30 protein-coding genes are annotated in these 26,492 nt (G+C 73.0%); 17 read left to right on the plus strand and 13 right to left on the minus strand.

Annotation, left to right across the window (positions count from 1 at the left end; all coding sequences use genetic code 11):
• Positions 1–118: 118 nt before the first annotated feature.
• Together FHX81_RS03150 and FHX81_RS03155 are read left to right on the plus strand one after the other, a co-directional pair.
• Complete coding sequence (locus tag FHX81_RS03150; protein ID WP_141975121.1) at positions 119–958, plus strand: MEDS domain-containing protein; 840 nt, start codon at positions 119–121, stop codon at positions 956–958.
• Positions 955–1,890, plus strand: a complete 936-nt coding sequence (locus FHX81_RS03155; RefSeq protein ID WP_170231910.1) for a sensor histidine kinase — start codon at positions 955–957, stop codon at positions 1,888–1,890. Before FHX81_RS03150 ends, FHX81_RS03155 begins: the two co-directional genes overlap by 4 nt.
• Positions 1,891–2,077: 187 nt before the next feature.
• Here the strand turns inward: FHX81_RS03155 and FHX81_RS03160 are convergent, their stop codons facing one another.
• The 4 genes from FHX81_RS03160 to FHX81_RS03175 all read right to left on the minus strand — a co-directional run bounded on the left by FHX81_RS03160 (position 2,078) and on the right by FHX81_RS03175 (position 5,904).
• Entirely contained in the window at positions 2,078–4,471 is a 2,394-nt protein-coding gene (locus FHX81_RS03160; protein ID WP_246107597.1) for an Orn/Lys/Arg family decarboxylase, read from the minus strand.
• Between the two features lie 48 nt (positions 4,472–4,519).
• Positions 4,520–5,062 carry a GNAT family N-acetyltransferase gene (locus tag FHX81_RS03165; protein WP_246107598.1) on the minus strand — a complete coding sequence of 181 codons (543 nt, stop codon included), beginning with the start codon at positions 5,060–5,062 and terminating at the stop codon, positions 4,520–4,522.
• A gap of 66 nt (positions 5,063–5,128) precedes the next feature.
• Positions 5,129–5,422 (minus strand): hypothetical protein, encoded by a 294-nt coding sequence (locus FHX81_RS03170; protein ID WP_141975122.1) that lies wholly within the window; start codon positions 5,420–5,422, stop codon positions 5,129–5,131.
• Between the two features lie 50 nt (positions 5,423–5,472).
• On the minus strand, positions 5,473–5,904 hold the full coding sequence (locus FHX81_RS03175; RefSeq protein ID WP_141975123.1) for a DUF6292 family protein: 432 nt from the start codon (positions 5,902–5,904) through the stop codon (positions 5,473–5,475).
• 212 nt (positions 5,905–6,116) lie between these two features.
• On the opposite strand from FHX81_RS03175, the gene FHX81_RS03180 reads away from it, so the two are divergent.
• From FHX81_RS03180 to FHX81_RS03195, 4 genes are all read left to right on the plus strand, one after another.
• Positions 6,117–7,214, plus strand: coding sequence for a sensor histidine kinase (locus FHX81_RS03180; RefSeq protein ID WP_246107599.1), 1,098 nt, complete (start codon positions 6,117–6,119; stop codon positions 7,212–7,214).
• Positions 7,211–7,867, plus strand: a complete 657-nt coding sequence (locus FHX81_RS03185; RefSeq protein ID WP_246107600.1) for a response regulator — start codon at positions 7,211–7,213, stop codon at positions 7,865–7,867. The genes FHX81_RS03180 and FHX81_RS03185 overlap by 4 nt, the downstream gene beginning before the upstream one ends.
• A 100-nt stretch (positions 7,868–7,967) precedes the next feature.
• Positions 7,968–8,369, plus strand: coding sequence for a hypothetical protein (locus FHX81_RS03190; protein WP_141975125.1), 402 nt, complete (start codon positions 7,968–7,970; stop codon positions 8,367–8,369).
• Positions 8,370–8,548: 179 nt separating this feature from the next.
• Positions 8,549–9,733 carry a DJ-1/PfpI family protein gene (locus tag FHX81_RS03195; RefSeq protein ID WP_246107601.1) on the plus strand — a complete coding sequence of 395 codons (1,185 nt, stop codon included), beginning with the start codon at positions 8,549–8,551 and terminating at the stop codon, positions 9,731–9,733.
• On the opposite strand, the gene FHX81_RS03200 is transcribed toward FHX81_RS03195, so the two are convergent.
• Both FHX81_RS03200 and FHX81_RS03205 read right to left on the minus strand, forming a co-directional pair.
• Positions 9,654–10,019 carry an STAS domain-containing protein gene (locus FHX81_RS03200; protein ID WP_141975126.1) on the minus strand — a complete coding sequence of 122 codons (366 nt, stop codon included), beginning with the start codon at positions 10,017–10,019 and terminating at the stop codon, positions 9,654–9,656. The two genes, FHX81_RS03195 and FHX81_RS03200, sit on opposite strands and share 80 nt — an antisense overlap.
• A gap of 79 nt (positions 10,020–10,098) precedes the next feature.
• Positions 10,099–11,103 (minus strand): sigma-70 family RNA polymerase sigma factor, encoded by a 1,005-nt coding sequence (locus FHX81_RS03205; RefSeq protein WP_141975127.1) that lies wholly within the window; start codon positions 11,101–11,103, stop codon positions 10,099–10,101.
• 216 nt (positions 11,104–11,319) lie between these two features.
• Here FHX81_RS03205 and FHX81_RS03210 point away from each other — a divergent pair, with 216 nt between their 5' ends.
• Together FHX81_RS03210 and FHX81_RS03215 are read left to right on the plus strand one after the other, a co-directional pair.
• Positions 11,320–12,057 carry a GAF and ANTAR domain-containing protein gene (locus FHX81_RS03210; RefSeq protein ID WP_141975128.1) on the plus strand — a complete coding sequence of 246 codons (738 nt, stop codon included), beginning with the start codon at positions 11,320–11,322 and terminating at the stop codon, positions 12,055–12,057.
• Between the two features lie 125 nt (positions 12,058–12,182).
• Positions 12,183–13,031 (plus strand): maleylpyruvate isomerase N-terminal domain-containing protein, encoded by an 849-nt coding sequence (locus tag FHX81_RS03215; protein WP_141975129.1) that lies wholly within the window; start codon positions 12,183–12,185, stop codon positions 13,029–13,031.
• Here the strand turns inward: FHX81_RS03215 and FHX81_RS03220 are convergent.
• On the minus strand, positions 13,004–14,026 hold the full coding sequence (locus FHX81_RS03220; RefSeq protein WP_141975130.1) for a serine/threonine protein phosphatase: 1,023 nt from the start codon (positions 14,024–14,026) through the stop codon (positions 13,004–13,006). The genes FHX81_RS03215 and FHX81_RS03220 overlap by 28 nt on opposite strands.
• A gap of 105 nt (positions 14,027–14,131) precedes the next feature.
• On the opposite strand from FHX81_RS03220, the gene FHX81_RS03225 reads away from it, so the two are divergent.
• From FHX81_RS03225 to FHX81_RS03255, 7 genes are all read left to right on the plus strand, one after another.
• Entirely contained in the window at positions 14,132–14,698 is a 567-nt protein-coding gene (locus FHX81_RS03225; protein ID WP_211363359.1) for a GNAT family N-acetyltransferase, read from the plus strand.
• A 77-nt stretch (positions 14,699–14,775) separates the two neighbouring features.
• Positions 14,776–15,567, plus strand: a complete 792-nt coding sequence (locus FHX81_RS03230; protein WP_246107602.1) for a CPBP family intramembrane glutamic endopeptidase — start codon at positions 14,776–14,778, stop codon at positions 15,565–15,567.
• 89 nt (positions 15,568–15,656) lie between these two features.
• Positions 15,657–16,091: a hypothetical protein gene (locus FHX81_RS03235; RefSeq protein ID WP_141975131.1), complete on the plus strand. Its 435-nt coding sequence runs from the start codon at positions 15,657–15,659 to the stop codon at positions 16,089–16,091.
• A complete protein-coding gene (locus FHX81_RS03240; protein ID WP_141975132.1) occupies positions 16,088–16,630 on the plus strand; it encodes a hypothetical protein in 543 nt (180 codons plus the stop codon). Before FHX81_RS03235 ends, FHX81_RS03240 begins: the two co-directional genes overlap by 4 nt.
• A gap of 29 nt (positions 16,631–16,659) precedes the next feature.
• A complete protein-coding gene (locus FHX81_RS03245; RefSeq protein WP_141975133.1) occupies positions 16,660–17,520 on the plus strand; it encodes a VWA domain-containing protein in 861 nt (286 codons plus the stop codon).
• A 4-nt stretch (positions 17,521–17,524) separates the two neighbouring features.
• Positions 17,525–18,322 (plus strand): protein phosphatase 2C domain-containing protein, encoded by a 798-nt coding sequence (locus FHX81_RS03250; protein WP_141975134.1) that lies wholly within the window; start codon positions 17,525–17,527, stop codon positions 18,320–18,322.
• On the plus strand, positions 18,319–19,533 hold the full coding sequence (locus FHX81_RS03255) for a protein kinase family protein (RefSeq protein ID WP_141975135.1): 1,215 nt from the start codon (positions 18,319–18,321) through the stop codon (positions 19,531–19,533). The genes FHX81_RS03250 and FHX81_RS03255 overlap by 4 nt, the downstream gene beginning before the upstream one ends.
• Position 19,534: 1 nt before the next feature.
• Here the strand turns inward: FHX81_RS03255 and FHX81_RS03260 are convergent, their stop codons facing one another.
• The 3 genes from FHX81_RS03260 to FHX81_RS03270 all read right to left on the minus strand — a co-directional run bounded on the left by FHX81_RS03260 (position 19,535) and on the right by FHX81_RS03270 (position 22,547).
• Complete coding sequence (locus FHX81_RS03260; RefSeq protein WP_141975136.1) at positions 19,535–20,740, minus strand: toll/interleukin-1 receptor domain-containing protein; 1,206 nt, start codon at positions 20,738–20,740, stop codon at positions 19,535–19,537.
• 65 nt (positions 20,741–20,805) lie between these two features.
• Positions 20,806–21,654 carry an ABC transporter permease gene (locus tag FHX81_RS03265; protein ID WP_211363360.1) on the minus strand — a complete coding sequence of 283 codons (849 nt, stop codon included), beginning with the start codon at positions 21,652–21,654 and terminating at the stop codon, positions 20,806–20,808.
• Entirely contained in the window at positions 21,651–22,547 is an 897-nt protein-coding gene (locus tag FHX81_RS03270) for an ABC transporter ATP-binding protein (RefSeq protein ID WP_141975137.1), read from the minus strand. Before FHX81_RS03270 ends, FHX81_RS03265 begins: the two co-directional genes overlap by 4 nt.
• Before the next feature lie 213 nt (positions 22,548–22,760).
• Here FHX81_RS03270 and FHX81_RS03275 point away from each other — a divergent pair, with 213 nt between their 5' ends.
• Positions 22,761–23,585 carry a helix-turn-helix domain-containing protein gene (locus tag FHX81_RS03275; RefSeq protein ID WP_141975138.1) on the plus strand — a complete coding sequence of 275 codons (825 nt, stop codon included), beginning with the start codon at positions 22,761–22,763 and terminating at the stop codon, positions 23,583–23,585.
• Positions 23,586–23,608: 23 nt separating this feature from the next.
• Positions 23,609–24,238, plus strand: a complete 630-nt coding sequence (locus tag FHX81_RS03280) for a CG0192-related protein (RefSeq protein WP_141975139.1) — start codon at positions 23,609–23,611, stop codon at positions 24,236–24,238.
• A gap of 3 nt (positions 24,239–24,241) precedes the next feature.
• Here FHX81_RS03280 and FHX81_RS03285 read toward each other — a convergent pair whose 3' ends face one another.
• From FHX81_RS03285 to FHX81_RS41770, 3 genes are all read right to left on the minus strand, one after another.
• Positions 24,242–25,684 carry a flavin monoamine oxidase family protein gene (locus FHX81_RS03285; RefSeq protein WP_141975140.1) on the minus strand — a complete coding sequence of 481 codons (1,443 nt, stop codon included), beginning with the start codon at positions 25,682–25,684 and terminating at the stop codon, positions 24,242–24,244.
• A gap of 248 nt (positions 25,685–25,932) precedes the next feature.
• Positions 25,933–26,238 (minus strand): GNAT family N-acetyltransferase, encoded by a 306-nt coding sequence (locus FHX81_RS41765; protein ID WP_246107603.1) that lies wholly within the window; start codon positions 26,236–26,238, stop codon positions 25,933–25,935.
• Positions 26,235–26,378 (minus strand): hypothetical protein, encoded by a 144-nt coding sequence (locus tag FHX81_RS41770; RefSeq protein ID WP_246107604.1) that lies wholly within the window; start codon positions 26,376–26,378, stop codon positions 26,235–26,237. The genes FHX81_RS41765 and FHX81_RS41770 overlap by 4 nt, the downstream gene beginning before the upstream one ends.
• Positions 26,379–26,492 lie beyond the last annotated feature (114 nt).

Consider the following 26,492-nt stretch of genomic DNA (forward strand, 5'->3'; position numbering starts at 1 on the left):
GGACGTCGTCGCCGCGCATCCCGTGCGGTTGTCGGTCGACCGACGATCACCGCTTCGGCACGCCGGGTGACGGCACCATCGGGTGCCGTGCTCGGCCCTCACCGCTAAGTTGGTTCGTATGCGCAGGTCGGGGATCGTGCAGCACACGCGGGACCTGGGTCGCCACGATCACGTCTGCTGGTCCTACGACGACCCGGCCGACGTCGGGCTGCGCGTCGCCGAGTTCCTGCTCGACGGGCTCGAACGGGGGCAGCGGGTCCGCTACGTGGGCTCCGGGGACGCCCAGGCGCTGGTCGATGCCGTCCGCTCGGTCGACCGGATCGCGGTGGCGCTGGCCGACGGGGCGGCCGAGGTCGCGTCGCTCGACGCCCGTGGCCCGGTCATCGACCCGGAAGGTCAGGTCAGGTCCTACGCGACGGCCACCGAGCAGGCCTTGGCGGCCGGGTACCGCGGGTTCCGGGTCGCCGCGGAGGCCACGGCGCTGGTGCGCAGCCAGGACCAGCTGACCGCGTTCCTGCACTACGAGCACCTGGTCGACCAGTACATGGCCGACCACCCGTTCTCCGCGCTGTGCGCCTACGACCGGACGCGGGTCGGCGAGCGGGCGCTGGAGCAGTTGGCCAGCGTCCACCCCAGCACGAACCTCCCGGGCGCCGGCTTCCGCCTGCACGCCTCGGCCAGACCGGGCCACAGCGCCGCGCTCAGCGGGGAGGTGGACATGTTCAACCGGGATGTGCTGGTGCAGGTGCTGGACCGGATCCGGCCACCGGCGCGCGGCGGGCAGCTCGTGCTCGACGCCGCCGGGCTGACCTTCATCGACCACCGCGGCCTGATCGGCCTGGACCGGTACGCTCGCGGCCGGGACACCACGCTGGTGCTGCGCACCGCCTTCCCGGGCGCGTCGCGCATCGCGAACCTGCTCGACCTGCACGCCGTCCGGGTGGAGCCTGTGGCGTGAACGCCATCAGCACCGCACCCGATCCCGTGTTCGCCCACCCGGCCCTGTTCTACGCCTCCGACGCCGAGTACCTGGCGGGCCTGGTCCCGTTCGTGACCGACGGCCTGGACCTCGACCACCCGGTCGCGGTGGCCGTGCCCGGCCCCCGGCTGGACCTGCTCCGCGACGCCCTGGGCGGCACCGCCCGGCACGTGACGATGCTCGACATGACCCGGGAGGGCCGCAACCCCGGCCGGATCATCGCGCGGGTGCTGCGCCGGTTCGCCGACGCCCGCACCGACCGCCACGTTCGCATCGTCGGCGAGCCGATCTGGGCCGGCCGGTCCGGCGTCGAGTACCCGGCGTGCGCGCAGCACGAAGCGCTGATCAACGCCGCGTTCACCGGCCGTGACGTGACGATCCTGTGCCCCTACGACACCGTCGCGCTGGACGCCGAGGTGATCGCGGACGCGCGGGAGACGCACCCGGTGGTCTGGGAGGGCGACCGGCGCTACGCCAGTGACCGCTACGCACCGGACCGGGTCGTGGCCCGTTACAACGCACCGCTGCCCGACGCGGCCGACGGTGCGTTCGCCGTCGCCGGGCCCGCCGACCTCTCGCCCGCCCGGCGGTTCGCCGCGCAGCGCGGCCGGCTGCTCGGGTTGACCGAGCGGCGGCTGGCCGATGTGGAGCTGATCGCCGGCGAGCTGGTCACCAACAGCCTCGTGCACACCGCCGGCCCGTGCCGGCTCGGCGTCTGGGCCGAGGACGGCCACCTGGTGTGCGAGGTCCGCGACGGCGGCCGGCTGACCGACCCGCTGGCCGGGCGTCGACCACCGGAGGACCACGGGGCGTCGGGCCTCGGGTTGCTGCTCGTCAACGACCTGGCCGACCTCGTGCGCCTGCACACCGCCGCCGACGGCACCACCGTGCGCGCCCTGCTGCGCCTCTAGGAACACCCCGCACCTCCGGCGCGGCCGGCAAGGCCGCGGATCGGGGGCCGCTGCGCTCACAGCAGGGCGTTGAGCAGCACGGTCAGCAGGACCGACAGCAGGATGGACACCACGAGCATGGTCAGGCAGCCCGTCCGACCGCCCAGGAACTCCACCCGCGTGCCACCGAACCGCATGCCCGCCTCCGCTACCCGGTCACGCAGGAGATCCAGTACTCGCCGCCTTCGTGGTGCACGCCGTGCGTCTCCGCGGCGAACCCCGGGAACCGCCGGTCGAACGCCTCCAGCACGCGCAGGTACCTCAGCAGCGGCCCGTCGGGCGAGCCCACGCGCTCGCCGGGTACCAGCACCGGGATGCCGGGCGGTGTGGTGGTGACCTGGGTCGCGACCACCCGGTCGGCCAGGTCGTCCAGGCGGACGAGTTCGGTCCGGCCGCGGATGAACCGCTGGTAGGCCTCGGCCGGTGTCATCACGGCCGTGGGCGGCGTCGGGCTGGTGAACGCCTCGTTGAGCAGCTGCACGACCTTGCTGTCGGCCAGGCTGTGGTGCATCTGCTCGCAGAGCTGCGGCAGCGTCAGCCCGCGGTACCGCTCCGGGTGCGCCTTCACCAGGTCGGGCAGCACCTCGGCCAGCGGGGCGTTCTCGTCGTGGAACTGCTTGAAGTCGGTGAGCGCGTCGAGCAGCGTGCCCCACTTGCCCTTCGTGATGCCCATCGAGAACAGCACGAGGAACGTGTAGACGTCGGTCTTCTCCACCACGATCCGGCGGGTCTCCAGGTACGCGGTGACCACGCGGGCCGGGACGCCGAACGCCGACACGTCGCCCAACGCGTCCACGCCGGGGCAGGTGATCGTCACCTTGACCGGGTCGAGCAGGCAGAAGCCGGGTTCCAGGTCGCCGAAGCCGTGCCACGCGGCGTCGGGCTCCAACGTCCAGCAGCCCGGTTCGGTGCGCAGCAGGTCCAGCGGCGCCTCGTGGAACGGGACCCGCGCGCCGGTGGCGGGAACGGCGACCTCGGTCGGCTGCCACACGCCGAAGAACCACGGCGGCCGGTCGCCCGCGTCGGCGAGCCGCCGACCGAGGCGGATCATGGCCTGGCGGAACCGGACCGCCTCGGTGATCGCCTCGGTGGTCAACCAGTGGCCCGCCGGGCCGTCCATCATGCCCGCCGCGACGTCGCAGGAGGCGATCATCGGGTACAGCGGCGACGTGGTGCCGTGCATCATGTACGTCTCGTTGAACCGGGACCGGTCGAACGGCGCCTTGCCGCCCGACCGCACGTGCAGCATCGCGGACTGGGACAGCGCGGCCAGCAGCTTGTGCGAGGAGTGGGTGGCGAACACGGTGGGCCGCTCGGCGTCCGGCAGCCCGTCGCCGTCGACCGCCATGCCGTAGCGGCGCGCGTAGAGCGGGTTGAACCGGCCGTAGGCGAACCACGCCTCGTCGAAGTGCAGGAGCCGGGTCGACGCGCCCAGCAGCTCGGTCACCCGCACGGTGTCGTAGCACAGGCCGTCGTAGGTGGAGTTGGTGATCACCGCGTAGGCGGCCTCCGGGCTCACCGCGTCCGCGGCGATCGGCGTGCGCTCGACCTGGGCGCGCACCGCCTCGGCGGTCAGCCGCTCGGGCGGGATCGGCCCGGTGATGCCGTAGCCGTTGCGGGTGGGCACCAGGTAGACCGGCCGCGCGCCGGCGAGCGTGACGCCGTGGTTGATCGCCTTGTGGCAGTTGCGGTCCAGCAGGGTGATCTCGTCGTTGGCCACCGCGCTGTGGATGATCATCCGGTTCGACGTGGACGTGCCGTGCAGGACGAAGTAGGTCTCGTCGGCGCCGAAGATCCGGGCGGCGTTGCGCTCGGCCTCGCCGACCGGGCCGGTGTGCTCGAACAGCGAGCCCAGCTCGCCGACCGACACCGAGATGTCCGTGCGGAACAGCCGTTCGCCGAAGTAGTCGAAGAAGGACCGCCCGACCGGCGACTTGAGGAACGCGATGCCGCCCGCGTGGGCCGGTGTGTGCCACGAGTACGGGTGCGTGTCGTCGAAGCGGCGCAGCTCGCGGAAGAACGGCGGCAGGATGTGGTCGAGGTACTGGTTGGCGGCGAAGTCGACCCGGCCCGCGATGAAGTCGGGGGTGTCCTCCAGCAGCCAGATCCAGCCGTTGATGACCTCGGAGACCCACAGCGGCGTCTCGTCGCTGTAGTCGCCCGCGGTCAGCAGGAACACCGGCAGCCGTGACGAGAACCGGTCCAGCAGCATCCGCAGCACCCCACCCTCGACGGCGGTGCCGGTGTCGGAGGACCGGAGCGCGCCACCGACGAGTTCCCAGCTCACGACGGCGGCGGCGAGGTCGGCCTGGGCGGTGATCGCCGAGGCGGCGTCGGTGGTGGAGTGCACGACCATCACCTCGTGGCCGCACTCGCGCAGGTGGGCGCAGACCTGGTCGATCTTCGCGGCCGGCACGGTGTTGTCGTCCGCCGCCCGTTCGGTGGCGATGAGGATGGTGGACCCGGTCATGGGGATCATCAGCTCTCTGCACGCGGGGAACATGCCGAGAGTAGGAGGGGTCGCGTCGACCGGCAGCGCCACCACCGGATCGTGCGATGCGGTCACCTGACCGTGGAAAAAGCGCTTCGCTCAGTCGAGCGAGTAGGCCATTTCCACCCCGGCCAATGTCACCCCATCGGGTAGCGGAACGCGGGCGCGGCTCACCTCGCGGAACCCGAACGACCGGTACAGCGGCACACCGGGCAGCGTGGCCATCAGCACCAGGGACCGGAAGCCGGCCGCCCGGGCGTCGTGGGCGCACGCGGCGAGCGTGGCGCGGCCCAGGCCCCGGCGCGTCCAGCCGTCGTGGACGAACATCGCGCGCACCCGGGCCGGCTCGGTCGCCGGGTCGAGCAGCCGACCGTCGGTGGGCCGGTCGCCCGACCCGGTGTAGAGCTTGTCCCGCTTGCTCCACCCGCCGCACGCCACGACCTCGTCGCCCACCTCGTGGACGAAGTACGTGCCGTCGTCGATCAGCACGAGGTCGGACTCGGTGAGGTAGCGGGCCGCGCTCGCGGTCTCGCGCTCGTCGTGGAAGCGCGGGAACAGCTCCAGCACCGACCGGCGCATGAGCGCGCCGATCCGCGGCACGTCCGACCGGACCGCCAGGCGTTGCACCGGCACCACGTCCACAGGTCCTCCCCCGCTGTCGGGGAGATCATCCCACCGCCTCGGGCGCAACCGGGGCGGGCGGTCCCGCTACGGGCGCGGGCGGTGGCGGGTCCACTTGCGCCCGTCGCGTTCGGCGCGTGGGGTGGTGGCGGCGACGCACCGGGGGCACAGCCACAGGTTCTGCTCGGCGGTCTGGGCGAGCCACACCGCGTCCGCCCACGGCACGTGCCGGAACCGGCCGAGCCCGCTGCGGCTGAGGGCTCGCCCGCACAGGGTCTGGTTCGTGCCGGGGGTCCAGGCGTGCACGTCGCCGGACGGTTGTCGGACGCCGTCCTCGTCCACCCACTGGCTCGACGCGGCGACGTGCGGCTGGGCACCCATGGCCGAGGTGTACCCCGTCGGGGCGTCCCGCACTCGTCCTCAGTGGACGGTCAGGCGCCGCGCGGCACCGGCACGAGCGCGGCGGCCGTGTACGGCGCGAGGCGGCTCACCAGGTCCTGGCGCCGGTCGCGCGGCGCGCCGGAACGCGGTTCCGGTGTCACTCGCCCCAGGAACAGGGCCCGCGCCCACCGGGCGACCGCCTGCGGCGGCGGCACGACGTCCGATCCGAAGTGCGCCTGCACCAGGACGTCCTCACCGCTGTGCGTCTCGACCGCGGCCGACCAGCCGCGCTCCTCGTCCCACAGCAGTGCCACGTCGCGGTCGGGGAACCCGGGCAACCTGCCTTCCAGCGCCAGGTACGCGCCGGCGGGCCGTTCCGCCTGCACGTACGAGCACTCGCCGGTGAGCCCCAGTTCCTCGGTGACCCGGCGCACGTAGCCGCGAAGGCCCCAGGTGAGGGCGTCGTCGAAATCCAGTTCCACCGCGCATCGCCACCTTTTCCCCCGCTGCGGCGGGGTGTCGACGCGCCGACTGCTTGACGCCCTCCCCGGTTACCCCGACCGGGTGAGCGGCCAACCCTCCGGCTACCACTGTTTCGATTCAGGTGAGGGAGCACCCGGCCGGCCGCCCGGCCGCCCCGCTGCCTCGGCGGGCTCGGTTGACCATGGTGTTCGCGTTCGCGCACAGTAGGGGCGTGCAGAGGGCGCTGGGCATCCTGACCGCGGTGGCGTACGTGACGCTGCCGCTCGGGTCGAAGAGCTTCGAACAGCTCCTCGTACCGACGCTGCTCGTCGGGCTGGCCTACGGTCTGCTCGCGATCTTCGGCTTCCCGTTCGCGCAACGGCGTGGACGCGCCTTCGCCGTCGCCTACGTCCTGGTCCAGTTGCCGTTGGGGTTCCTGCTGTTCGCGCTGTCCGGCGCGGCGGTCGGCGCCGTGCTGCTGCTGGTCGTGCTGGTGGCGCAGGGCGTTCTGCTGCTGCCGCTGCCCGCCGCCGCGGCGGTGGCCGCCGTCATCCCCCTCATCCACGTGGAGATGGCGTGGCCCGACGGGCTGCGCGAAGGGCTGGGCACGTTGGCCGTCACCGCGTTCACGGTCGTCATCACCGAGCTGCTGGTGCGCGAACAACGCGCCCGCGCGGAACTCGCGGTGGCCAACGAACGGCTGCGCGGGTACGCCGCCCAAGCCGAGCAGCTCGCGACCACCCAGGAGCGCAACCGGGTCGCCCGGGACATCCACGACGGGCTCGGCCACCACCTGACCGTCGTGCAGATGCTCGTGCAGGCAGCCCGCGCGGTGATCGACACGGCCGAGCGCGACCGGCTCGACGCGATGCTGGCCAAGGCGCAGGACCAGGCCAAGCAGGCGCTGGCCGAGGTCCGCCGCTCGGTCGCCGCGTTGCGCGAGCCCCGCCCCGAGCCGTTGGTGGACGCGTTGCGGGCGTTGGCGTCCGAGGTCACCGAGGCGGGTGTGCCGACCGGGTTCGAGGTGCTCGGCGCGGCTCGCGACACGCGCGCGGAGGTCGAGGAGTCGTTGTTCCGGGCGGCTCAGGAGGCGTTGACCAACGTGCGCAAGCACGCCGGGGCGACCGCCGCGACCCTCGTGCTCGACTACGGGCGCGGTGACGCGGTCCGCTTGCAGGTCCGCGACGACGGCCGGGGTATGGGCGAGCGGTCGGGTGACGGGTTCGGGTTGGTCGGGCTGGAGGAACGGGTCGCCGGGCTGGGTGGACGGGTGTCGGTCGACTCGGCGACCGGGCGCGGCGTGACGCTGACCGTGGAGGTGCCGGCGTGACCGACTCGCCCGTGCGCGTGCTGATCGTGGACGACCAGGCGTTGTTCCGCGAGGCGCTGGCGACGTTGCTGGAGGTCCAGCCGGAGATCGAGGTGGTCGGCGAGGCGGGTGACGGCGAACAGGCCGTGCGGCTGTGCGCCGAGCTGCGGCCGGACGTCGTGCTGATGGACCTGCGGATGCCGGTGCTGGACGGCATCGCGGCGACCGACCGGTTGCGGCTCGAGCAGCCCGGGGTGCGGGTGCTGGCGCTGACCACGTTCGACGACGACGCCGACGTGTTCGCGGCGGTCCGCGCCGGCGCGCTCGGCTACCTGCTCAAGGACGTCTCGTCGGCCCGCCTGGTCGAGGCGCTGGTCGCGGCACGGCGCGGCGAGTCGGTGTTGCAGCCGTCCGTGGCGGCGAAGCTCGTGGCGCGGGTGGCGCGGCTGCCGCACGACGACGCGCCACCGCGCCGACCGCCCGTGCCGCTGTCGGAACGGGAGCTCGACGTGGTGCGGCTGCTCGCCGAGGGCCGCAGCAACCGCGAGATCGCCGGCACGCTGTACCTGGCCGAGGGCACGGTGAAGAACCTCGTCACCGGCGTGCTGGCCAAGCTCCAGGTCCGCGACCGGACGCAGGCCGCGCTGCGGGCGCGGGAACTCGGGCTCTGCTGAGGGTCATGTGACCTGACGCATGACCTTCGGCACCTGACCCCGCTCCCCCTGCGGCCCAGGATCTTCGTTGCGCACAACGGATCGCGACGGAGGAGCTGTCATGAGTTCGGAGCAGACGATCGCCCGCACGGGCCGCGAGCACTGGTGGCGCTTCGCGCGGCACGCGGCGGAGATGGCCGTGTCCATGGTGGTGGGCATGGTGGCCCTGGAACCGGTCTGGTCGTCCGCGTGGCCGGGACTGGCCGACAACGCCACCGCGCACGTGCTGGTGATGGCCACGAACATGTCGCTGGGCATGGGGCTGTGGATGAGGATCCGGCGGCACGGCTGGGTGGGCATCGCCGGGATGTCGGCCGCGATGTACGCGCCGTTCGTCGTGCTGCTGCCGTTCCACTGGGCGGGCGCGCTGTCCGGGATGGCGCTGATGACCGCCGGGCACGTGCTGATGGTGCCGGCCATGCTGGTCGTGATGTGGCGTCGCCGCCACGAGTACGGGTGCTGACCGGCCATGCGCGCGTTCGCCCGGATCCTGGTGTACCTGCTCGCCGCCCTGGCCCTGCCGACCGCGTTCGGCGCGCCCACCGTCCGCGCCGCGTTCGAGGACTTGACCGCGCCGCGGTCGGACGGCGCGACCCCGGCAAGCCGACCGCCGTCGTCGTGGTGGGCGACCGGGGCGCCGTCGTGTCCGACACCCTCGCACCTTTCGAGGTCCTGGCCACGACCGGCGCGTTCAACGTCTACGCGGTCGCACCGTCGGGCCGGCCCGCGCCGTTGACCGGCGGCCTGGACCTGGTGCCGGACCTGACGTTCGCCGGGCTGGCCGACCTGCTCGGCGGCGCGGCCCCGGACGTGGTGGTCGTGCCCGCCATGCCCGACGTCGGGCAGAGCACGTCCGAGCCGGTCACGGGCTGGCTGGCCCGGCAGGCGGCGGGCGGGTCGCTGCTGCTGAGCGTGTGCAACGGGGCGGGCGTGCTCGCGTCGGCAGGCCTGCTCGACGGGCGTCGCGCGACCGCGCACTGGTTGCGGTTCGACACGTTCGAGGAGGACTACCCGGGGGTCGACTGGGTGCCCGGCACGCGGTACGTGGACGACGGGGACGTGATCAGCACGGCGGGCATCCTGTCCGGCGTCGACGGCACCCTGCGCGTGGTCGAGCGGTTGGTCGGGCCGGAGGCCGCGGCCCGCGCGGCCGAACGGACCGGGTGGCCGCACCACAGCCCGGGCACGGCGGCCTCGATCGAGCAGGCACGGGTGCGGCCGGCCGACGCCGTCGTCGGGCTCAACACGGCGTTCGGCTGGAACCGCGACACGATCGGGGTGCTGCTCACCGACGGCGTCGGCGAGATCGAGCTGGCCTCGGTGTTCGACACCTACGGGCAGTCGCTGGCCGTCCGCACGGTGGCCGTCGCGTCGGGGGCGACGCCGGTGCGGTCGCGGCACGGGCTCACGTTCGCGCCGAGGGGCGAGCCGTCCGCCGACCTGGACCGCCTGGTCGTGCCGGGCGCGGAAGCCGCGCGTCGAGGTGCGGCGGACGTGCACGCCGGCCCGGTCTACCCGCACCGGGAGGGCGGTTTCCCGTTCGACGGCGTGCTGCGCGACCTGGCGCGCACCACGGACGTGGCCACGGCTACGTGGACGGCCAGGGTGCTGGAGTACCCGGTCGACCACCTCGCGCTCAGCGGCCCGGCCTGGCCGTGGACCCGCACGCTGCGACCGCTCGTGCTCGCCCTCCTCGGCGTCCTGGCGGCGTTCGGCCTGTTCCGGCTGGTGCGCGCACGGCGTGCGGTCAGGTCGACACCAGCCGCAGCGCCGCCACGGCCTCGTCCACGGACGCGTGCAGCGGCAGGGTCGAGTCGACCTGGCTGATCTGCAACGGCCGCAGCACCGCGCGGCTGTCGGCCACCACGGCGAACGGGATCCGCAGCCGGAGGGCCCGGTGGTGCGAGTTGACCAGCATCGCGATGCCGACCGAGCCCATGAACTCCACCGCGCTCAGGTCCAGCACCACCCCCGGCGGGCGTGCCTCGAACACGGCGTCGAGTTCGGACACTACCGGCCGGTGGGTGGCGGCGTCGAGGGCGCCGGACACGGCCACCAGGAGGACGCCCCGGTCCAGCACGGTGGTGGTCAGGCGGTGGGCGGGCTCAGTCATGGCGGGCACTCCTCGCGGTGTGGGACCACCGAGACTGCTACCAGGGGGCTCGGGCCGCAAAACCTGGCCGCGGGCGGGCTCACCCGGCCAGGGCGAGCAGGGCCCGGTTGCGCTCGGGGTCGCGCAGCAGGCGCAGGGACTCCTTCTCCAGCTGGCGGACGCGCTCGCGGGTCAGGCCGAGCTCCTCGGACAGCTCCTGCAGGCTGCGCGCACGCCCGTCGGACAGGCCGTAACGCTGGGTGACGATCCGGGCCTGGCGCTCGGGCAGCGTGCCGACCAGGGCCCGCAACTGCTCGGCGAGCTCCTGCTGCTCGACCGCTTCCTGGGCGTCCACCGCCTCCGCGTCCTCGATCAGGTCGGCCACGGACGCGCCGCCGTCGTCACCGATCGGGGTCTCCAGGCTCAGCGCGGCACGGCTCGCGGCCAAGAGGTCGACCACCCTGGTCACCGGCATCTTGACGACCTCGGCGATCTCCTCGGCGGTCGGCTCGCGGTCGGTCTCCAGCCGCAGCCGCTGTTCGGCCTTGCGCAGCTTGCCGACCTCCTCGTGCACGTGCATCGGCAGCCGGATGCTGCGGGTCTGCTCGGCCAGGCCGCGTTCGATGGCCTGGCGGATCCACCACACGGCGTAGGTGGAGAACTTGAAGCCCTTCACGTAGTCCCACTTCTCCACGGCGCGGATCAGGCCGAGGTTGCCCTCCTGCACGACGTCGAGCAGCGGCAGGCCGCGGAACGCGTGCTTCTTGGCCACCGACACCACCAGGCGCAGGTTCGCCCGGATCATGTGGTCCTTCGCCCGCGCGCCCTCGTGCACCACGGTGCGCAGCGCACGGTGACGCCGCGCGTCGACCGGCGGCCCTTCGCCCGCTTCGGCCCGGCGCACCAGTTCGGCGGCGTACACGCCCGCCTCGATGCGCTTGGCCAGGACGACCTCTTCGTCCGCGGTGAGCAGGGGCGTCGACGTGAGCTCGCGAAGGTACCGGCCGACCGGGTCGGTCTCGCGGGAACTCTGCCGAGTGGTCGCGGCGGGCTCGGCCTCGCGGGTGGGGCGGGTCTGGCGGGGCATCTGCACCGTCAACGACATGTCGTCTCCTTGCCGGATCGCACTCGCGCACGGCTGGCCGTGCGTGATTACCAGGGGAATCGCTGGAGGTCATCCGCCGACGCAGCGGCTTCGGACGACTTCGCCCCGCGCACCTCGGGCAGGGCCGACACCCGGTTCAACGGAACGCTTCCGGCTCGTATTCCACGCGACCCCATGGTGTGCGCGAAGGCGTGACGGGGCACACCGGGACTTGGTGTGGTTGTGTTGACCGACGACTTCCAGCGGAGGTGGCCCGTGGCCGAGGACACGACCAGCGATGACCTGGCGGCGCGCCTGAACGAGGTCGCACGCGCCCTGCACCGGCAGGGCAACGCGCAGGACACGCTGGACGAGATCGTGCGCGCGGCGGTGGGCACCATCCCCGGCGCGTGGCACGCCGGGATCATGACGATCATCGGCAAGCGCGACGTGCGGACCGTCGCGGCGACCGGCGACGTGCCGCACGACGTGGACCAGATCCAGTACGACACCGGCCAGGGGCCGTGCCTGACCGCGCTCTACCAGCAGAAGATCGTCAGCGCGCCGGACCTGGGCGAGGAGAAGCGCTGGCCGGTGTTCGCCAAGCGGGTGATCAAGCTGGACGTGGCGAGCATGCTGTCGTTCCGGCTGTACATGTCCGGCGACGACCTCGGGGCGCTGAACCTGTACTCGCCGGACACGCACGCGTTCAACGACGAGTCCGAGCACGTGGGCCTGCTGTTCGCCGGGCACGCGGCCGTCGCGCTGGCCACCGCACAGGAGCGCGAGCACCTGGCCGAGGCCGTGCAGACGCGCGACCTGATCGGGCAGGCCAAGGGCATCCTGATGGAACGCCACAAGCTCACCGCCGACCAGGCGTTCGCCGTGCTCGTGCGGGCCAGCCAGCAGGCCAACCTGAAGCTGCGCGCCCTGGCCGAGCGGCTCACCAGCACGGGTGAACTGCCGACCCGGTGAGCTTGGCGTCGGCGCCGCTCGGCGAACCCGGCCGTCGCCGTTTTAGAGCACTTGAGCGGTAGTTCGCCCATCAGCCCGCTCACTACGTTCGGTGAAGTGACGTCGGACGGCGCGGGAGGCGACTCGTGGAGCTGCACATCACCGACGAGCGGTGGCAGGACGCGCGGGACGCCCTCGCCGCGGCCGCGCAGCGGTTCACCCGCATGCTCCTGGACTGCCGCACGCCGGACCGCCGCGCGATCGGTGACTGGTCGGTGGCCGACACCGCCGCGCACGTCGCCGTCGTGGCGCGGCTCAACGCCGGCCTGATCAGCGGTGACCTGGCCCCGCTCGACGAGCCCGACCTGGACCGGGGCTGGCAGGAGTCGAGCCTGGGCGGGTTCGCGCGGCTCAACGCGCTGACCCTGGAGCACTTCCCCGAACGCGCGCTGGACGTGGTGTCGAACACCCTGCTCGAAGAGGTCGACCTGCTGCTGGCCCGGGCGAAGGACGTCGACCCGCGCGAGCTGCGGCCGTGGCTCGGCAGCGCCCGGCTGCCCGCCGCCGCGCACGTGGCCCACCAGCTCAACGAGATCCTGATCCACGGCCTGGACATCGCCCGCGCGCTGGACGTGCCGTGGCCGATCACACCCCACGAGGCCGCGCTCACGTTCGACCTGTTCCTCATGCCCATGCTCGGCGGCCGGTCCGGCCGGCTGCTCGCGGGCGGCGGCGGGGACGGCCGCGTGACCCTCGAATTCCGCTCGAAGCACACCACGCCCGTCGTGCTGACCAGTGACAACGGCCGATTACAGGTCGAGCCCGCCGACGGGCGGCGCCGTGACGCGCAGGTCCGGTTCGACCCGGCCACGATGATGCTCACGATCTTCCGCCGCACCCGTCTCGCGCGGGCCGTCGCCACGGGGAAGGTGCTCGCGTTCGGCCGCCGCCCGTGGGCGGCCGTGTCCTACCTGCGAGGCATGCGGTCACCGTGACCGACCGGGTACCCGGCGTCGAACTCGCCGTCGAACAACCGCCAGTAGAAGTCGTTCAGCCGGGCGGCGGCGGGCGCGTGACGGGCCAGGATCGCGGCCACGGCGGGCGGCACGTCGGCCGGGACGCCACCGGCGGCGCACCGGTGGACGAAGGCGTTGCGGGCGGTGGGGACGTCGCCCGGCGGCACGGTGACGCCGCACACCTCGGTCACCAGCCAGTTCACCAGGCGCATGGCGGCGTAGTCGGCGTCGTGGGCGGCGTTGCGGTGGACGAAGTCGTGTTCGTCCGCCGACAGGTCGAACGCCGGTGACGTGACGAGCCCGAAATCGGTCAGGTACAGCCGTTCGCCGTCGGTGCGCAGGTTGCCGAAGTGCCCGTCCATGTGCAGCAGGTCGCGGTCGCGCAGGAAGGCGGCGATCCCGGTCAACTGCCGTTCGACCTCCTCGGCCTTGGCCGCCGGGTCCTCGGCCAGCCAGTCCGCCGCCGGGTGCGGGATGTGCTCGCAGAACAGCACGAGGCTGTGCGACGCGGCGGCCAGCGCTTCGAGCCGGGCGCGGACGGCCGGGCTGCCGCCCATCAAGGCGACGGTGGCGTCCACGTCGGCGTGCTCGGCCGCGACGCGCGCGCGGCCGGGCAGCACCCGCCAGTGGTGCAGCAAGGGGAACGCCGCCGTGCCGCCCGCGAGCACCGCGTCGGTGACGACCCGGTTCGCGGCCAACTCGCGCCAGGCGTTGAACGACGGGCCGCCGATGCCGTACTGGCAGTGCACGGGCAGGTCGAACAGGTTCGCCGTGGCGTGCGGCCGGGCGAGTTCCCGGTCGGTGAGCGGGATGCGCTTGACGAACACCGGTGCGCCCCCGACGTCGACCACCGAGGAGCCACCGCCCACGCCGACGTCCTCGCGCGTGCCGACGAGGGCCGCGAGGGCGCGGTCGTCGAGTGATGCCAACCGCGCCGACAGCCGCTCGTGCCGGGCACGCCGTGAGGTGACCACCTCCCGATCATGCCCCCTCGGCGTGACGATTGCCGCACGTCGGAATCTCGTGGTGGCCGGCCGGTGCGGAGTGACTACTGTGCACGTGACGTTGGGGGGCGACACGTGGGTCGACCGATGGTGGTGCCGGCCCGGTGGCCGCAGGACGCCGTGGTGCGCGCGGCACGGTTGCGCGTCGAGCCCGTGCGGGCCGCGGACGCCGAGGAGATGGCGGCGGTGCTGAGCGACCCCGCGCTCTACGCGGTCATCGGCGGCGCACCGCCCACCGCCGCCGAACTCGCGGCGCGGTACCGGCGGTGGGAGCGGCCCTCCTCCGACGACGGCCGCGAGGGCCGGCTCAACTGGGTCGTGCGCCGGACCTCCGACGACAAGGCCGTCGGCACCGTGCAGGCGACGGTCACGGCCGGTGCGCAGGGGCTCGTCGCCGAGGTGGCGTGGGTCGTGGGCGTCCCGTTCCAGGGTCACGGCTACGCCACCGAGGCCACCGAGGCGGTGGTGGGGTGGCTGGTCGAGCACGGTGCGGTGGACGTGCACGCGCACATCGCGCCCGAGCACCTGTCCAGCGAGGCGGTCGCGCGGCGGATCGGGATGCGCGCCACGGGCGAGTTCCGCGACGACGGCGAGCAGCGCTGGCGCCACCGCCGGTCGACGGGCGGCCGGGGTCCGGCCTGAGCCGCGCGTTGGTCTCGATCCGTCGCGTGCCCGCGGTGTCGGGTTGACCTCGTCGGCGGGCCGGGTTATCCACGGTTGTGAGCGAAGAGCAGATCGGGTCGGTGCCGCACGACGACCACCGGGCCGTGCCGCCGGACGAGCCGGCGCCGGCCCGGCAACGGCGGGCCGGGATCTCGTTGGTGGCCGTGTTCCTCGTCGGGCAGCTCACGATGCTGGTCGTGTCGGTGCTGGTGCTGCTGTCGTACGGCTCGGCGGAGACCGCGCTGCTGGAGGACGGCCGGCTGCTCGCGTTGCTGGTCGCGCCCACGTCGTTGGCCGCGGTGGTGGCGGCGATCGGGACCGGGCGGGTCGGCGCCGGGCCGAGGGCCGGCCGGGTGTGGCGGGAGCTGGCGGTCCGGTGGAACGTCAAGGACATCGCCATCGGCTTGGCCCTGGGCGTGGGCGGGTTGGCGTTGACGCTGCCCGCGGCGGCGGTGTGGGCCGCGTGGGTGGGCGAGGACCAGGCCTCCTCGGCGGTCGGTGACGCGTTCGCCGGGCGGGAGCTGACGCCCGTGGCGGCCGTGGTCGCGTTCCTCGCCGTGTGGCTCATCGCGCCGCTGGCCGAGGAGGTGCTGTTCCGCGGCGTGCTGTGGCGCGCGTTCGAGCACCTGGGCTGGAACCGCTGGGTCGTGTTCGTGGCGACCAGCCTCGTGTTCTCGGTCGCGCACTTGGAACTGCTGCGCACACCGCTGCTGCTGGTGCTGTCGATCCCCATCGGCCTGGCCCGGTTGCTCACCGGCAACCTGCTCGCGAGCGTGGTCGCCCACCAGGTGAACAACTTCCTCCCGGCCGTCGCGCTGTTCCTGGCCGCGACCGGCAACCTCCCTTGACCGTTCGCCCGTCCGGGGGACACACCGACACGGCCGCATGATCCTTCGCGATACCCGGAGTACACGCCACACTCCGCACGGAGGTCGAGGTGCACACGTCGGGAGGCACCAGCGGAAACCGGGCCGCGTTGCCGGACGCCCTGCGCAGCCGGTGGCTGGCACCGGTCTACGCGCTGGTCGTCTCGTTCCTGGCCGTCCTGCTGCTCGGCGCGGTCGTGGGCGAACCCGCCGCGCCCACCCGGTCGGTCGACATCCGGTTCGTGGCGCACGGTCAGGACCGGGCCTCGCTGGACAACGCCCGGGTCGAGGTGTTCGCCGGGACCGGATCGGCCCTCACGGTGAACGCCGAGGGCCGGATCGACGGCGTTCCGGCGGACGGGCCGCTCACGATCTGCGTGCGGCTGCCGCAGGGCTGGTCGGCGCCGGCACCGGCGCGCCGGCTCGGCGACCTCACGTGCTGGCCGGAGGTCGCCGCCGAGGGTCTGGTCGAGCTGCCCGTCACCCGGTCGGAGGCTCCCCGATGACCACCGGGAACGCGGTGGTGACCGCGCTGACCGCACTGTGCGCGGCCCTGGGCGGGCTGGTCGGCCTCCACCTGCTCGACCTGGACTTCAAGCGCGCGGTGACCGTGGTGGTCGTCGGCGGGCTCTTCGGGGTCGTCGTCGCGCTCGGGCTGCTGACCGTCGACCGGCGTCCGACGCCGCACCGGGTGCCCGCCGCGCAACGGGAACCGGCGCCTGCCGCGCCGCGGGAACCGGTGCGCGCCCTGGCGGAACCGGAACCCGCTGCGGCGAACCGGACCTGGTGGTCCGAAACGCCCGCGCGCCCCGCGACCGCCCCGCCACCGGCCTCGGCCGAACCGCGGCCGTCGCGCGACGGCTACGACGTGGACAGCGCGGTGGTCGCGCAGTGCCCGCGCTGCGGCGACTTCCGCCTCGACCTCGAGCAGGGCGCCGACACCTACGCGTTCCGCTGCCGAAACCCGAGGTGCGGGCACCGGTGGGAGTGGCGCGCGGGCGCACCGTGGCCGACGACGGTGGTCCGCCGCAACCTCACCGGATGACGTGACGACCGACGACGAGGGGGTGTGATGTGGAGAAGTACCGGCAGTCCGTGTCCCGGTCCGAGCCGGGGTGCGTGGTCATCCTGCTGGACCGCTCGGACTCGATGAAGCTCGCCTGGGGCCGCACCGGCGCGTCGCTCGCGGAGGGTGCGGCGCTGGCGGTGAACAACATCCTGCTGGACATGTGCATCAAGGCGACCACCGAGGTCAACGCCCCGGTGCGGCACTACTTCGACGTGGGCATCTTCAGCTACGGCGCACGCGTGACCGAACCTGGCGAGGGCGTGGAGTCGGCGTTCGGCGGCGCGCTGGCCGGTCGCGGTCTCGTGCCGCTGCCCGAGCTGGCCGAGCACCCCGTTGCGGTGCGGGAGGAGCCGTCCATCGACGTGATGCCGGTGAGCGCGCGCATGCCGGTCTGGGTGGACCCGGTGCACGGCTACCGCACGCCGATGTGCCAGGCCATCGCGGTCGCCGGCGCGCACGTGTTCGACTGGGCCGCCGCGCACCCGGACTCGTTCCCGCCCATCGTCGTCAACATCACCGACGGCATGGTGACCGACAGCCCGTACGACGGCGCGACCCTCCGGGACTGGGTGCGGCGGCTGACGTCGATCGAGACCGACGACGGCGCGACGTTGTTCTTCAACGTCTTCCTCTCGCCGTTCGAGGTCGACGAGATCGTGTTCCCGTCCGACCCGAACGGCCTGCCGTCCCCCGGCCCCGACCTGTTCGAGCTGAGCAGCCCGCTGCCGCCGCCTATGGTCGACAACGCCCGGGTCGACGGCTACGACGTCCGGCCCGGCGCGCGCGGCCTCGCGTTCAACGTCGGCCGCTCGACCCTGCTGCGGGTGCTGCAGATCGGCACCAGGGTCCCGGACCGCGCGAGGTAGCGCCGTGAGCCACACCCGCCAGGTCGTCTTCTACGCGCCCAAGCACGGCAACGCCGAGGCCGAGTGGGAGGACGGCGCGGCGGCGGCCCCCGCCGACGGCGCCGGGCGCGGACCGCGGTTCGCCGTGGCCGACGGCGCCACGCAGGGCTTCGGCTCGGCCCGGTGGGCCCAGCAACTGGTCGCGGGCTTCGTCGGCGACCAGGGCGCGGCGCCGGACCTGACCGCGGCGGCGTTGCGCCGGTGGGCGTCGGACATGCAGGCGCGGTGGCACGACGACCCCCGGCTGGCCGGCGCGACCGACCTGCAACGGCTCAAGCAGGCCACGGTCGGTTCGTTCGCCACGTTCCTGGGCTGCGAGTTGCACGACCTGGCCGGACGGCGACCGCGCTGGACGGCCGTCGCGCTGGGTGACGCGGTGCTGTTCCACGTCCGCGGGCACCGGGTCGTGGCGCAGTTCCCACCCATCGCGCCGGATGGGTTCGGGTCCAACCCGGACGGTCTGCCGACCGGGTCCGCCGCGCTGGACGACATGGTCGACCGGGCGGTGTTCGCGAACGGCGACCTCGCCGACGGCGACCTGCTCTACCTGGCCACGGACGCGTTCGCCCAGTGGGTCGCCGCGGCCGACCTGCGTGACGGGCCCGCGTTGTGGACGGCGTTGGCGCGCTTGGACCACCCCGAGGCGTTCCGGGAACTGGTCCGCGGTCGGCGGGCGGCGCGGGAGATGGTCAACGACGACGTCACCCTGGTGCGGGTGCGGTTCACCCGGGCTCCCGCGACGCACCTGGTGGTGTGCCTGTGACCCGGTACCCGACGCCCGACGAGTACATGAAGGCCGTGCAGCGCCCGGACTGCTTCGTCGCCGACGAGCTGCGCGGGCTGGAGCTCGTCGCGCACCCGCTGTACGGGGTGCCGATGCCGGCGGCCGGCACGAGCGCCGTCGTGTTCAAGGCGGTCGCGGACGGCGAGCCGCAGGCGTTGCGGTTCTTCACCCGGGACGACGTGTCGAGCTCTGAGCGTTACGGCGCGTTGCACGAGCACTTCACGTCGCACGGCCTGGAAAACGTGGTCGCCCTGCCCCGGTGGGTGGACGGCGGTGTCCGCGTCAACGGGCGCTCGTGGCCGGTGGTGCGGATGCAGTGGGTGGAGGGGCACACGTTGAACCGGCACGTGGACGAGTTGGTGGAGCGCCGGGACACCGCGTCGTTGGCCGCGCTCGCGGTGACGTGGCGGGACCTGGTGGCACGGATCCAGCGGGCCGAGTTCGCGCACGGCGACCTCCAGCACGGCAACGTCCTGGTGAGCCGGGACGGGGACCTGCGGCTGGTGGACTTCGACTGCTCGTGGATCGCCCGGCTCTCCGGCGCGCTCGCGCCCGGCGAGACCGGGCACCGCAACTACCAACCGGAACAGCGGCCCTGGGGCCGGTGGATGGACACGTTCTCCGGGCTGGTCATCTACCTGTCCCTGCTGGCGCTGGCGAGGGATCCCACGGGGTGGCGCACCTGCTACACCGGCGAGAACCTGCTGTTGCGGCGGGAGGACTTCCGGCCACCGTTCGACACGCCCGCGTGGGCGCACCTGGCGGTGATCGGCGACCCGCACGTGACCGAGGTGGCCGGGCGGCTCAAGCAGTGCTGCACCCCGGGGTGGGTCGCGAGTTCGGGCCTGGACGACCTGCTCGCGCCCCGGTTCACGCCGTGGTGGGAGCGGACCCCCGTGGTGGTGGAGCCGGTGCCCGTTCCCGCGCCGCGGCCGCCGGTCGCCCGCCCGGTCGTGACGCGGGAAGGGAACTGGTGGGCCGCGGCTGAACCGTCCGCGCCGACCGCGCCCGTCGAGCAGCCTGCGCGCGAGCGGCCCGTGCCGGCGGGCGTGCTCGTGGTCGCGGCTTTCGTCGCGCTGCTGGTCTTCGGGCTCTTGGCGGACTCCGAGGCGGGCGCGGCGCTGGGCGTCGTGGTGGCGGCCCTGGTCGCGTCCACCGTCTGGTGGGTGCGGCGGCGCGGAGCGGGTTAGGTCATCGCTCCTGCCGCCGTCGGGCCTGCACGGCGAACACCACTCCCGCGATCAGCATCGGCACGGCGACGACGCCGATCGCGGGCACGTTCAGCGCGGCCACCAGGTACACGACCGCGAGCGCGAAGAACAGCACGCTCAGGCGGCCCAACCGGCGGGCGCTCCACTTCCGCGCGGGCGGTTCCGGCACGGCCTGTTCCTCCGGGACGGCGGCTTTCAGCCCTTCCGGTGGACGCGGTTCGGGCCGCGGCGCCGCCGGCCGTTCGGCTGACGACCGCGTGGACGCCGAGTCGCCGCCCTGCCACCACTGCCTGCTCGGCGGCGGCGTGGCGGGCTTCGGTTGCGCGACGGTCGGTTGTCCCTCGGCCGCAATCACGTCCCGCAGCCAGGTCGGTGTCGTCCCGGGACCTCCGCTCGGCGGCTGGACCGGTTCCTCCTCCGGCGGGGGCGGCGGACCGATCACCACCGGGTTCTTCTCCCAGTCGTCGGCCGCCGACAGCCAGGTGGCGCCCTCGGGCAGGTCTTCGCCCGCGCCCGGCCCGACGTTGGCCAGGATCTCGTCGATCTCCCGCGAGTTGAGGTTGGTGATCTCGCCGCGCTCGCGGAACTCGCGCAGCAGCTTGACGATGTCGGCGCGGGCGACCTCGTCGCGCTCGGTGCGCAGGTGCCGGCGCAACTGGCCGATGATGGTCTCCTGCCGTTCCGGCGGGATCGGCGCGGGGCCGAGGAGCTCGGCGATCCGGTACAGGTACTCGAACGGCACCTTCGGCGGGGGTGGCAGGGGGTTCGGCAGCACGCGCGGCCGGGCGGTCAGCTCCGTGAGCGCGCCCGCCAGCGCCACGACCGCGTCGGCGCTGCGCTCCCGGTAGTCGACCAGCTGGCGTTCCATGATCGGGATGCGGAGGTGGTCCAGCGGCCCGACCTGCACCGGGAGCACGGGCACGCCGAGCTGCTGCGCGTACTCGAACTCCGTGTGGCAGGGCACCGACTTCCAGGACGCCTCGGACAGCGCGAACACGAACACCCGCGCCGCCTGGATCGTGCGGATGATCTCGCGCCACCACAGCTCACCGCCGTGGATCTCGTGGTCGAGCCAGACCTGGTGCCCCATCCGGTCGAGGTCCTGTCGGAGGGCGCGCACCAGGCTCTCGTCGGCACGGGTGTAGCTGACGAAGACGGTCATGGTCACGCCCTCCGATCCGGGCACGTCGCTCTCCTCTGTTTGGTCGCGCTTGGGGGCTCTTTCGTTGCGCCCTGTCGCGGCCTGTCCGCCTACCGGACCCGTTGGAGTGACTTCTCCCGGCGCTCGGCCACGCTCGACCCGGACTCCCGCCGCGCCATCCGCCGCAGCACGACCGGCGCCAGGACCAGGCCGAGGACCGCCCACGCGGTGAGCACGCCGACGGTCTCCAGGTGCCGCCAGGACTCCCCGATCTCCACGGTGACGGCGGCGTCGGGCAGCAGCGCCGAGCGCATGCCCAGGCCGAGCCAGTAGACCGGGAAGACCTGGGCGACCCACTGCACCCAGCCCGGCAGGGCCGTGACCGGGTAGAAGATGCCCGAGACAGCGATCATGCCGAGGATCGGGAGCATCAGCAGGCCCTGCCCGCGGGCGCCGGCGAACACCGAACCCAGCACCGCGCCGATCGGCAGGGCCGCGAGCATGCCCAGCGCCAGCACCCACGCCAGCGTCAGCCACGCGTCCACGCTGCCGGTGACCAGGCCGGAGACCAGGAACACCCCCGGCACCAGGAAGATCGCCAGGTCCACGAGCAGGCCACCGGCCACGAAGACGATCTTGCCGACCAGGTAGCCCAGCATCCCGTTGGGCGTGGCCTTGGCGCGCAGGAGCGTGCCGTCCTCGCGTTCGGCGGCGAGCAGTTGGCTCATGGTGACCATGGCCATCGCGGCGTTCATGCCCAGGATGCTCGGCAGCGCGAGCGCGCCGACCGAGAAGCCGGTCCCGCCGAACGACACGTCACGCAGGAAGTACGTGACGACCAGCATCAGCACGGGCCAGAACGCGTGGTTCCACAGGTCCGCGCCGTTGGTCAGCGACTGCCGGAGCTCGATCAGGCCCCTCCGCCAACCGGCACGCGATGCCGTCGTGGTGGGGTTCACCCGGCCACCCCTCCCGCCTCGACCCGGCGCACCAGCGACAGGTAGGTGTCCTCCAGGGAGGCCCGGCGGACCTCCAGGTCGGTGATGCCGTCACCGTGGCGGCGGAACAGGTCGTGCACGAACTTCGTGGACTCCCGCACGTGCCGCACGTGCGACCGTCCGGCGTGGGTCCAGCGGACCTCGTCCTCGCCCGCGATCCGCTGGGCCAGCTCCTCGGCCGTGCCGTCGGCGACGATCCGGCCGCCGTCGAGCACCACGATCCGGTCGGCGAGCTTCTCGGCTTCGTCCAGGTCGTGGGTGGTGAGCAGGATCGTGGTGGCGTCCTGCGCGGCGAGCCGGCGCACCAGCTCGTGGAACTCGCGCCGGGCCACCGGGTCGAAGCCGGTGGTCGGCTCGTCCAGGAACAGCAGTTCCGGGCGGCCGACGATGCCCACCGCGACGTCCAGCCTGCGCCGCTGACCGCCGGACAGCGTCCTGACCTTCCGGTCGGCTTGCGCGGCCAGGCCGACGGCCGCGACCAGCTCGTCCGGGTCCCACGGTCGCGCGATCCGGTCGGTGGCGTAGCAGGCGTAGTAGGTGCCCAGGTGGTGCAGCAGCTCGCGGACGCGCCACTTGCCGTGGTCGCGCCACGACTGCAGGACGACGCCGACGCGGGCGCGCCACCCCTCGTCGGCGTGGGCCGGGTCCGCGCCGAGCACCGACACGCGGCCCGCCGACCGCATCCGGAAGCCCTCCAGGATCTCGATGGTGGTCGTCTTGCCCGCACCGTTCGGGCCGAGCAGGGCGAGCACCTCGCCGTGGCGGGCGTGGAACGTGACGTCGTGCAGGACGTCGGTCGTGCCGTAGCGCATGCGCAGGCCTTCGACGTCGAGCACGACTTGCTCGCTCGTCATTCCTCCCCCTTCGATCTTCATGGGGTGTGAAAGCTACGTTGCGTTTTTTCATGCAGCAACGAGAGTGGGCTGACTCCAGGCGCTTTCACCTGGCTAGGAAGTCGAAAGAGTTGCAATCGTGTTGCCGGGAAACGCAATGAATCGACCGACTCCGTTGCAATGTACTGCCCGTGAACGCACACTGGACCGCGCCGACGACGGGAGGGCGGGAACGTGCCGGGAGGCAGGCTGACCGACGAGGACCGCCGTGACATCGCGTCGGGCCTGGCCCGGGGGCTGGGCTACGCCGAGATCGCGCGACGGCTGGGCCGACCGACGTCCACCATCACCCGCGAGGTCGGCCGCAACGGCGGGGCCCGCGACTACCGGGCCGACCGCGCCCACCAGGCGACCCGCAGACGTGCCCGGCGGCGCAGGTCCGCCACGCACCCCGAACCGCCGGTCGTCGTCGGCGCGGAGGGCCGTGACCCGCGCGCGGTGCTCGCGTTCGCGGAGGAGTTCGCCGCGGCGATGGTCGGGATGGGGTTGCCGCGGATGGCCGCACGGGTGCTGGCGAGCCTCGTCACGACCGACAGCGGCGCGCTCACCGCGGCCGAGCTGGCCGGCCGGTTGCGGGTGAGCCCGGCGTCGGTGTCCAAGGCGGTCGGCTACCTCGAAGGGCTGGAACTGCTGCGCCGCGAACGCGGTACCCGACGGCGGGAGACGTACTCCATCGACGACGACATGTGGCTGCGGACGTGGCTGACCAGCGCGCGGACCAACGCGCTGCTCGCCGACACGGCCCAGCGCGGCGTCGACGTGCTCGACCCGGCCACGCCCGCCGGCGCCAGACTGGACCACATGCGCCGGTTCTTCGCTCGGCTCAGCGACGACATGTCCGGCGGGCCGACCTCGGTCGGCGGCGACGTCGTCACCGTGCTGGCCGCGCTCGTCCGCGCCGTCACCCCCGAGGCCGCCGACCAGCTCGCCGCCGAGCTGGGCTGGCCGCCGGACCGCGTCGCCCACGCGCTGCACGACGCCGCGCAGGTCACGCGCTGATCTTGGTCGTTTACCATGGCGGCATGGCCCTGATCCACCAAGCCACGCTGACCCCGACCAAGGCCGAGCTGCTGGCCGGCTGGCTGCCCGGCCGCGGCTGGCACACCGGCCCGACCGGCGAGGTGCGGCGGGTGGCGGGCTACCGCTTCGACGACCCGGCCGGCGCGGTCGGGATCGAGACGATGCTGGTCCAGGTCGGCGACGGGCCGGTGCACCAGGTGCCGCTGACCTACCGCGACGCGCCGCTGGACGGGGCCGAGCAGTGGCTGATCGGCACCTCCGAGCACTCGACGCTGGGCAAGCGCTGGGTGTACGACGCGGTCGGCGACCCGGTGTACGCGGCGGTGCTCGCCGAGGCGATCCTCACCGGGCAGGGGCAGGTCGAGGAGTTCTGGCAGGTCGACGGCCGGCTCCAGCGGCGGGAGCTCACCATGGGCATCGCGGTGACCGGGGACGGTGGCGCGGAGGTCGCCGCCGCGAGTGCGGTCGAGCGCGTGACCGAGGGCGAGCGGACGCTGATCGTCACGCAGACCGCCGAGTTGACCGTGCTGCGTCGGCTCGACCCGGGCGCCGAGCTCACCGGCGCCGTCCTGACCGGCACGTGGGCCGGTCAGGAGACACCGGTGCCGCTGGCGTCCGCCTCGCCGCGCTGACGCTCAGTCCTTCCAGGGCATCTCGTCGCGCAGCCCCTCGTGGATCGCGTAGGCGTTCTTCACCGCCGCCTTGAGCGCACCTTCCACCCACCGCCGGTGCCGCCGGTCGCAGGCGTCGTTGGCGAACCACACCCGGTTCACCGGTCGGATCACGTCCTCGTAGAACGTCTCGCTCATCTCGAACGCCCGGAACAGCGGGCCGATGCCGCACGCGAACCAGTCCAGCGCCCAGTCCTTGTAGACGCCGAACTCGAACGTGTCACGCGCCTCGGGGTGGATCTTGACCAGGTCCTCCAGCGCCTGCATCACGCTCTCCTCGCCGGCCAGCGGGGTGTACGGCATGCTGTCCTGCTCCCAGCAGTACGACGCGATCATCACGCCCTTGCCGAACCGGGTGTCCTGGCCCGCGGGCGGGTAGACGATGTTGCGGATCGCCAGGTCGGTCACGGTGAGGCCGTGCGTGATGCCGTACGCGCTCTCCCACCACCGCTCGCTGAACTGCATGAAGAGCTTGTGCGCCCGGCCGTAGTAGGTGTTGCGGATGGCGTACCACTTGTCCGGGTCCAGCCCTTGGATCTCCATGTGCCGCAGGCTCGCGAACGGCACGGTCACGATCACCTCGTCGGCCGCGACCGTCTGCGTGCGGCGGCCGGCGCGGTAGTGCACGCGCACTCCGGAATCGTCCTGGTCGATGCCGTGCACGAGCGCGCCGAACCGGATGTCGTCCATCAGGGTCGGCTCGAACGCCCGGGGCAGCGAGTCCGCGCCGTCCACGATGTAGACGAGGTGGCCGAACACGTCCTCGTAGAAGTGGGAGAACCACTCGACCAGCGAGAAGTGGTAGCGGCCTTCCAGGTTGAACAACGGCCCGAGCATGGACAGCGCGCCGTCGCTCAGGCCGCGTTCCTTGAGGTAGCCGAGCAGCGTGTACCGGTCGTAGTCGGTGAGCAGCCGGTGCCAGGCCTTCGCCTCGTCCTCCTGCTCCATGATGTCGATCAACGGCTGCACGGTGTGCCGCAGCAGGTCGTGCGGCGCCTTGTCCGCCTCACCGGACAGCAGGTCGAACGAGAACTGGTCGGCGGTGAAGTCGCGGCGCCGCACGCCCTTTCCCTGCAAGTACACGAAAGTGTCCTCGTCGTACATGGGAAAGGGTTTGGTGGGGAGCTTGAACTTCTCCTCGATCAGCCACGAGACCAGCGGGTGCTGCTGCGGGAACCGCATCGCGCCGAACTCGCCGTACATGTCGCCCGCGAAATCGCGGTGGGTCAGGATGCGCCCGCCCAGCCGGTTCTGGCCCTCGAGGATCGTCACCTCGTGGCCCGCTTCCTTCAGCAGCATCGCCGAGGTCAGCCCGGCCATCCCGGCACCGACCACGACGACCCGCCGGCGCGGCGCGGAACTGTCCGGCAAACCTTGTTTGAGCAGTTCGAGCGCGTCCAACGTCATCGGAGACCACCTCACACCGGATCGAATGCCGCGGACGTGCCGCGGACTGCTTGACAGCGGAGGTGGCCACCCTCGGTAGACCGAACCGTACTAGGCCGGAAACCGGGGGCCAACGCCCTGATGGGGTGAGGCGGATTGTCGCCGAATGCGCCGGAACGGGTGGGAACGGGTCGGGAAAACGCAGAACGGCGGTTTCCCGCGAGGGTGACGCAGGGCCGAACGGGGCGGCCCGTCCACCCGTCGGGTGGCTACTCCGGCGAAGTGCGGACCCGTTGGGCCAACACCTGCCCCGGCCACGAGCCGACGGTGAACGGCTCGGTCGGCTCGAACGCGTTGCGCCGGTAGCAGTCGACCAGCGCGCCGCCCGAACCGGCGTAGCAGTCGACCCGGAGCGGCTCGACGCCCGCCCGGCGGGTCTCGTCGCGGGCGTGCGCCGGGAGAGCGCTGCCGACGCCCAGCCCCGCGTGCGACCGCGCCGTGACGAGCAGCGTCACGTACGCCTCCGGCTCGGCGGCCGGTTCGACGTACCGGGGCGGTCGGTGCGCGAGTGTCATGCACCCGCCGGCACGCCGTCGACCTCGGCGATCCACGCCGTGCCCACGCGGATCTTCTCCGCGATGCCCTCGACCCGACCGGGCTGGTCGGAGAACGGCTCACTCCCCCACTGCCCGTGCGACCGGAGGCGTCCAGCCACGCCACCGCGCCTCCGGCATGGCCACGATCGCGGTCAGGTCGGCCGGGTCCCCCCGACGGATCTCCACGCCCGCGCGGTAACCCGGCCGCCACGGACGCCGGACGGGGCGGCCCC

The sequence above is a fragment of the Saccharothrix saharensis genome (genome assembly GCF_006716745.1).
Taxonomy (GTDB): domain Bacteria; phylum Actinomycetota; class Actinomycetes; order Mycobacteriales; family Pseudonocardiaceae; genus Actinosynnema; species Actinosynnema saharense.

Bases quoted from the DNA above. Each gene is read 5' to 3' on its own strand.
- FHX81_RS03150 (WP_141975121.1), top strand. From the start codon at position 119: ATGCGCAGGTCGGGGATCGTGCAGCACACGCGGGACCTGGGTCGCCAC.
- FHX81_RS03170 (WP_141975122.1), bottom strand. From the start codon at position 5,422: ATGGGTGCCCAGCCGCACGTCGCCGCGTCGAGCCAGTGGGTGGACGAG.
- FHX81_RS03190 (WP_141975125.1), top strand. From the start codon at position 7,968: ATGAGTTCGGAGCAGACGATCGCCCGCACGGGCCGCGAGCACTGGTGG.
- FHX81_RS03200 (WP_141975126.1), bottom strand. From the start codon at position 10,019: ATGACTGAGCCCGCCCACCGCCTGACCACCACCGTGCTGGACCGGGGC.
- FHX81_RS03205 (WP_141975127.1), bottom strand. From the start codon at position 11,103: ATGTCGTTGACGGTGCAGATGCCCCGCCAGACCCGCCCCACCCGCGAG.
- FHX81_RS03240 (WP_141975132.1), top strand. From the start codon at position 16,088: ATGACCACCGGGAACGCGGTGGTGACCGCGCTGACCGCACTGTGCGCG.
- FHX81_RS03270 (WP_141975137.1), bottom strand. From the start codon at position 22,547: ATGACGAGCGAGCAAGTCGTGCTCGACGTCGAAGGCCTGCGCATGCGC.
- FHX81_RS03280 (WP_141975139.1), top strand. From the start codon at position 23,609: ATGGCCCTGATCCACCAAGCCACGCTGACCCCGACCAAGGCCGAGCTG.
- FHX81_RS03285 (WP_141975140.1), bottom strand. From the start codon at position 25,684: ATGACGTTGGACGCGCTCGAACTGCTCAAACAAGGTTTGCCGGACAGT.
- FHX81_RS41765 (WP_246107603.1), bottom strand. From the start codon at position 26,238: ATGACACTCGCGCACCGACCGCCCCGGTACGTCGAACCGGCCGCCGAG.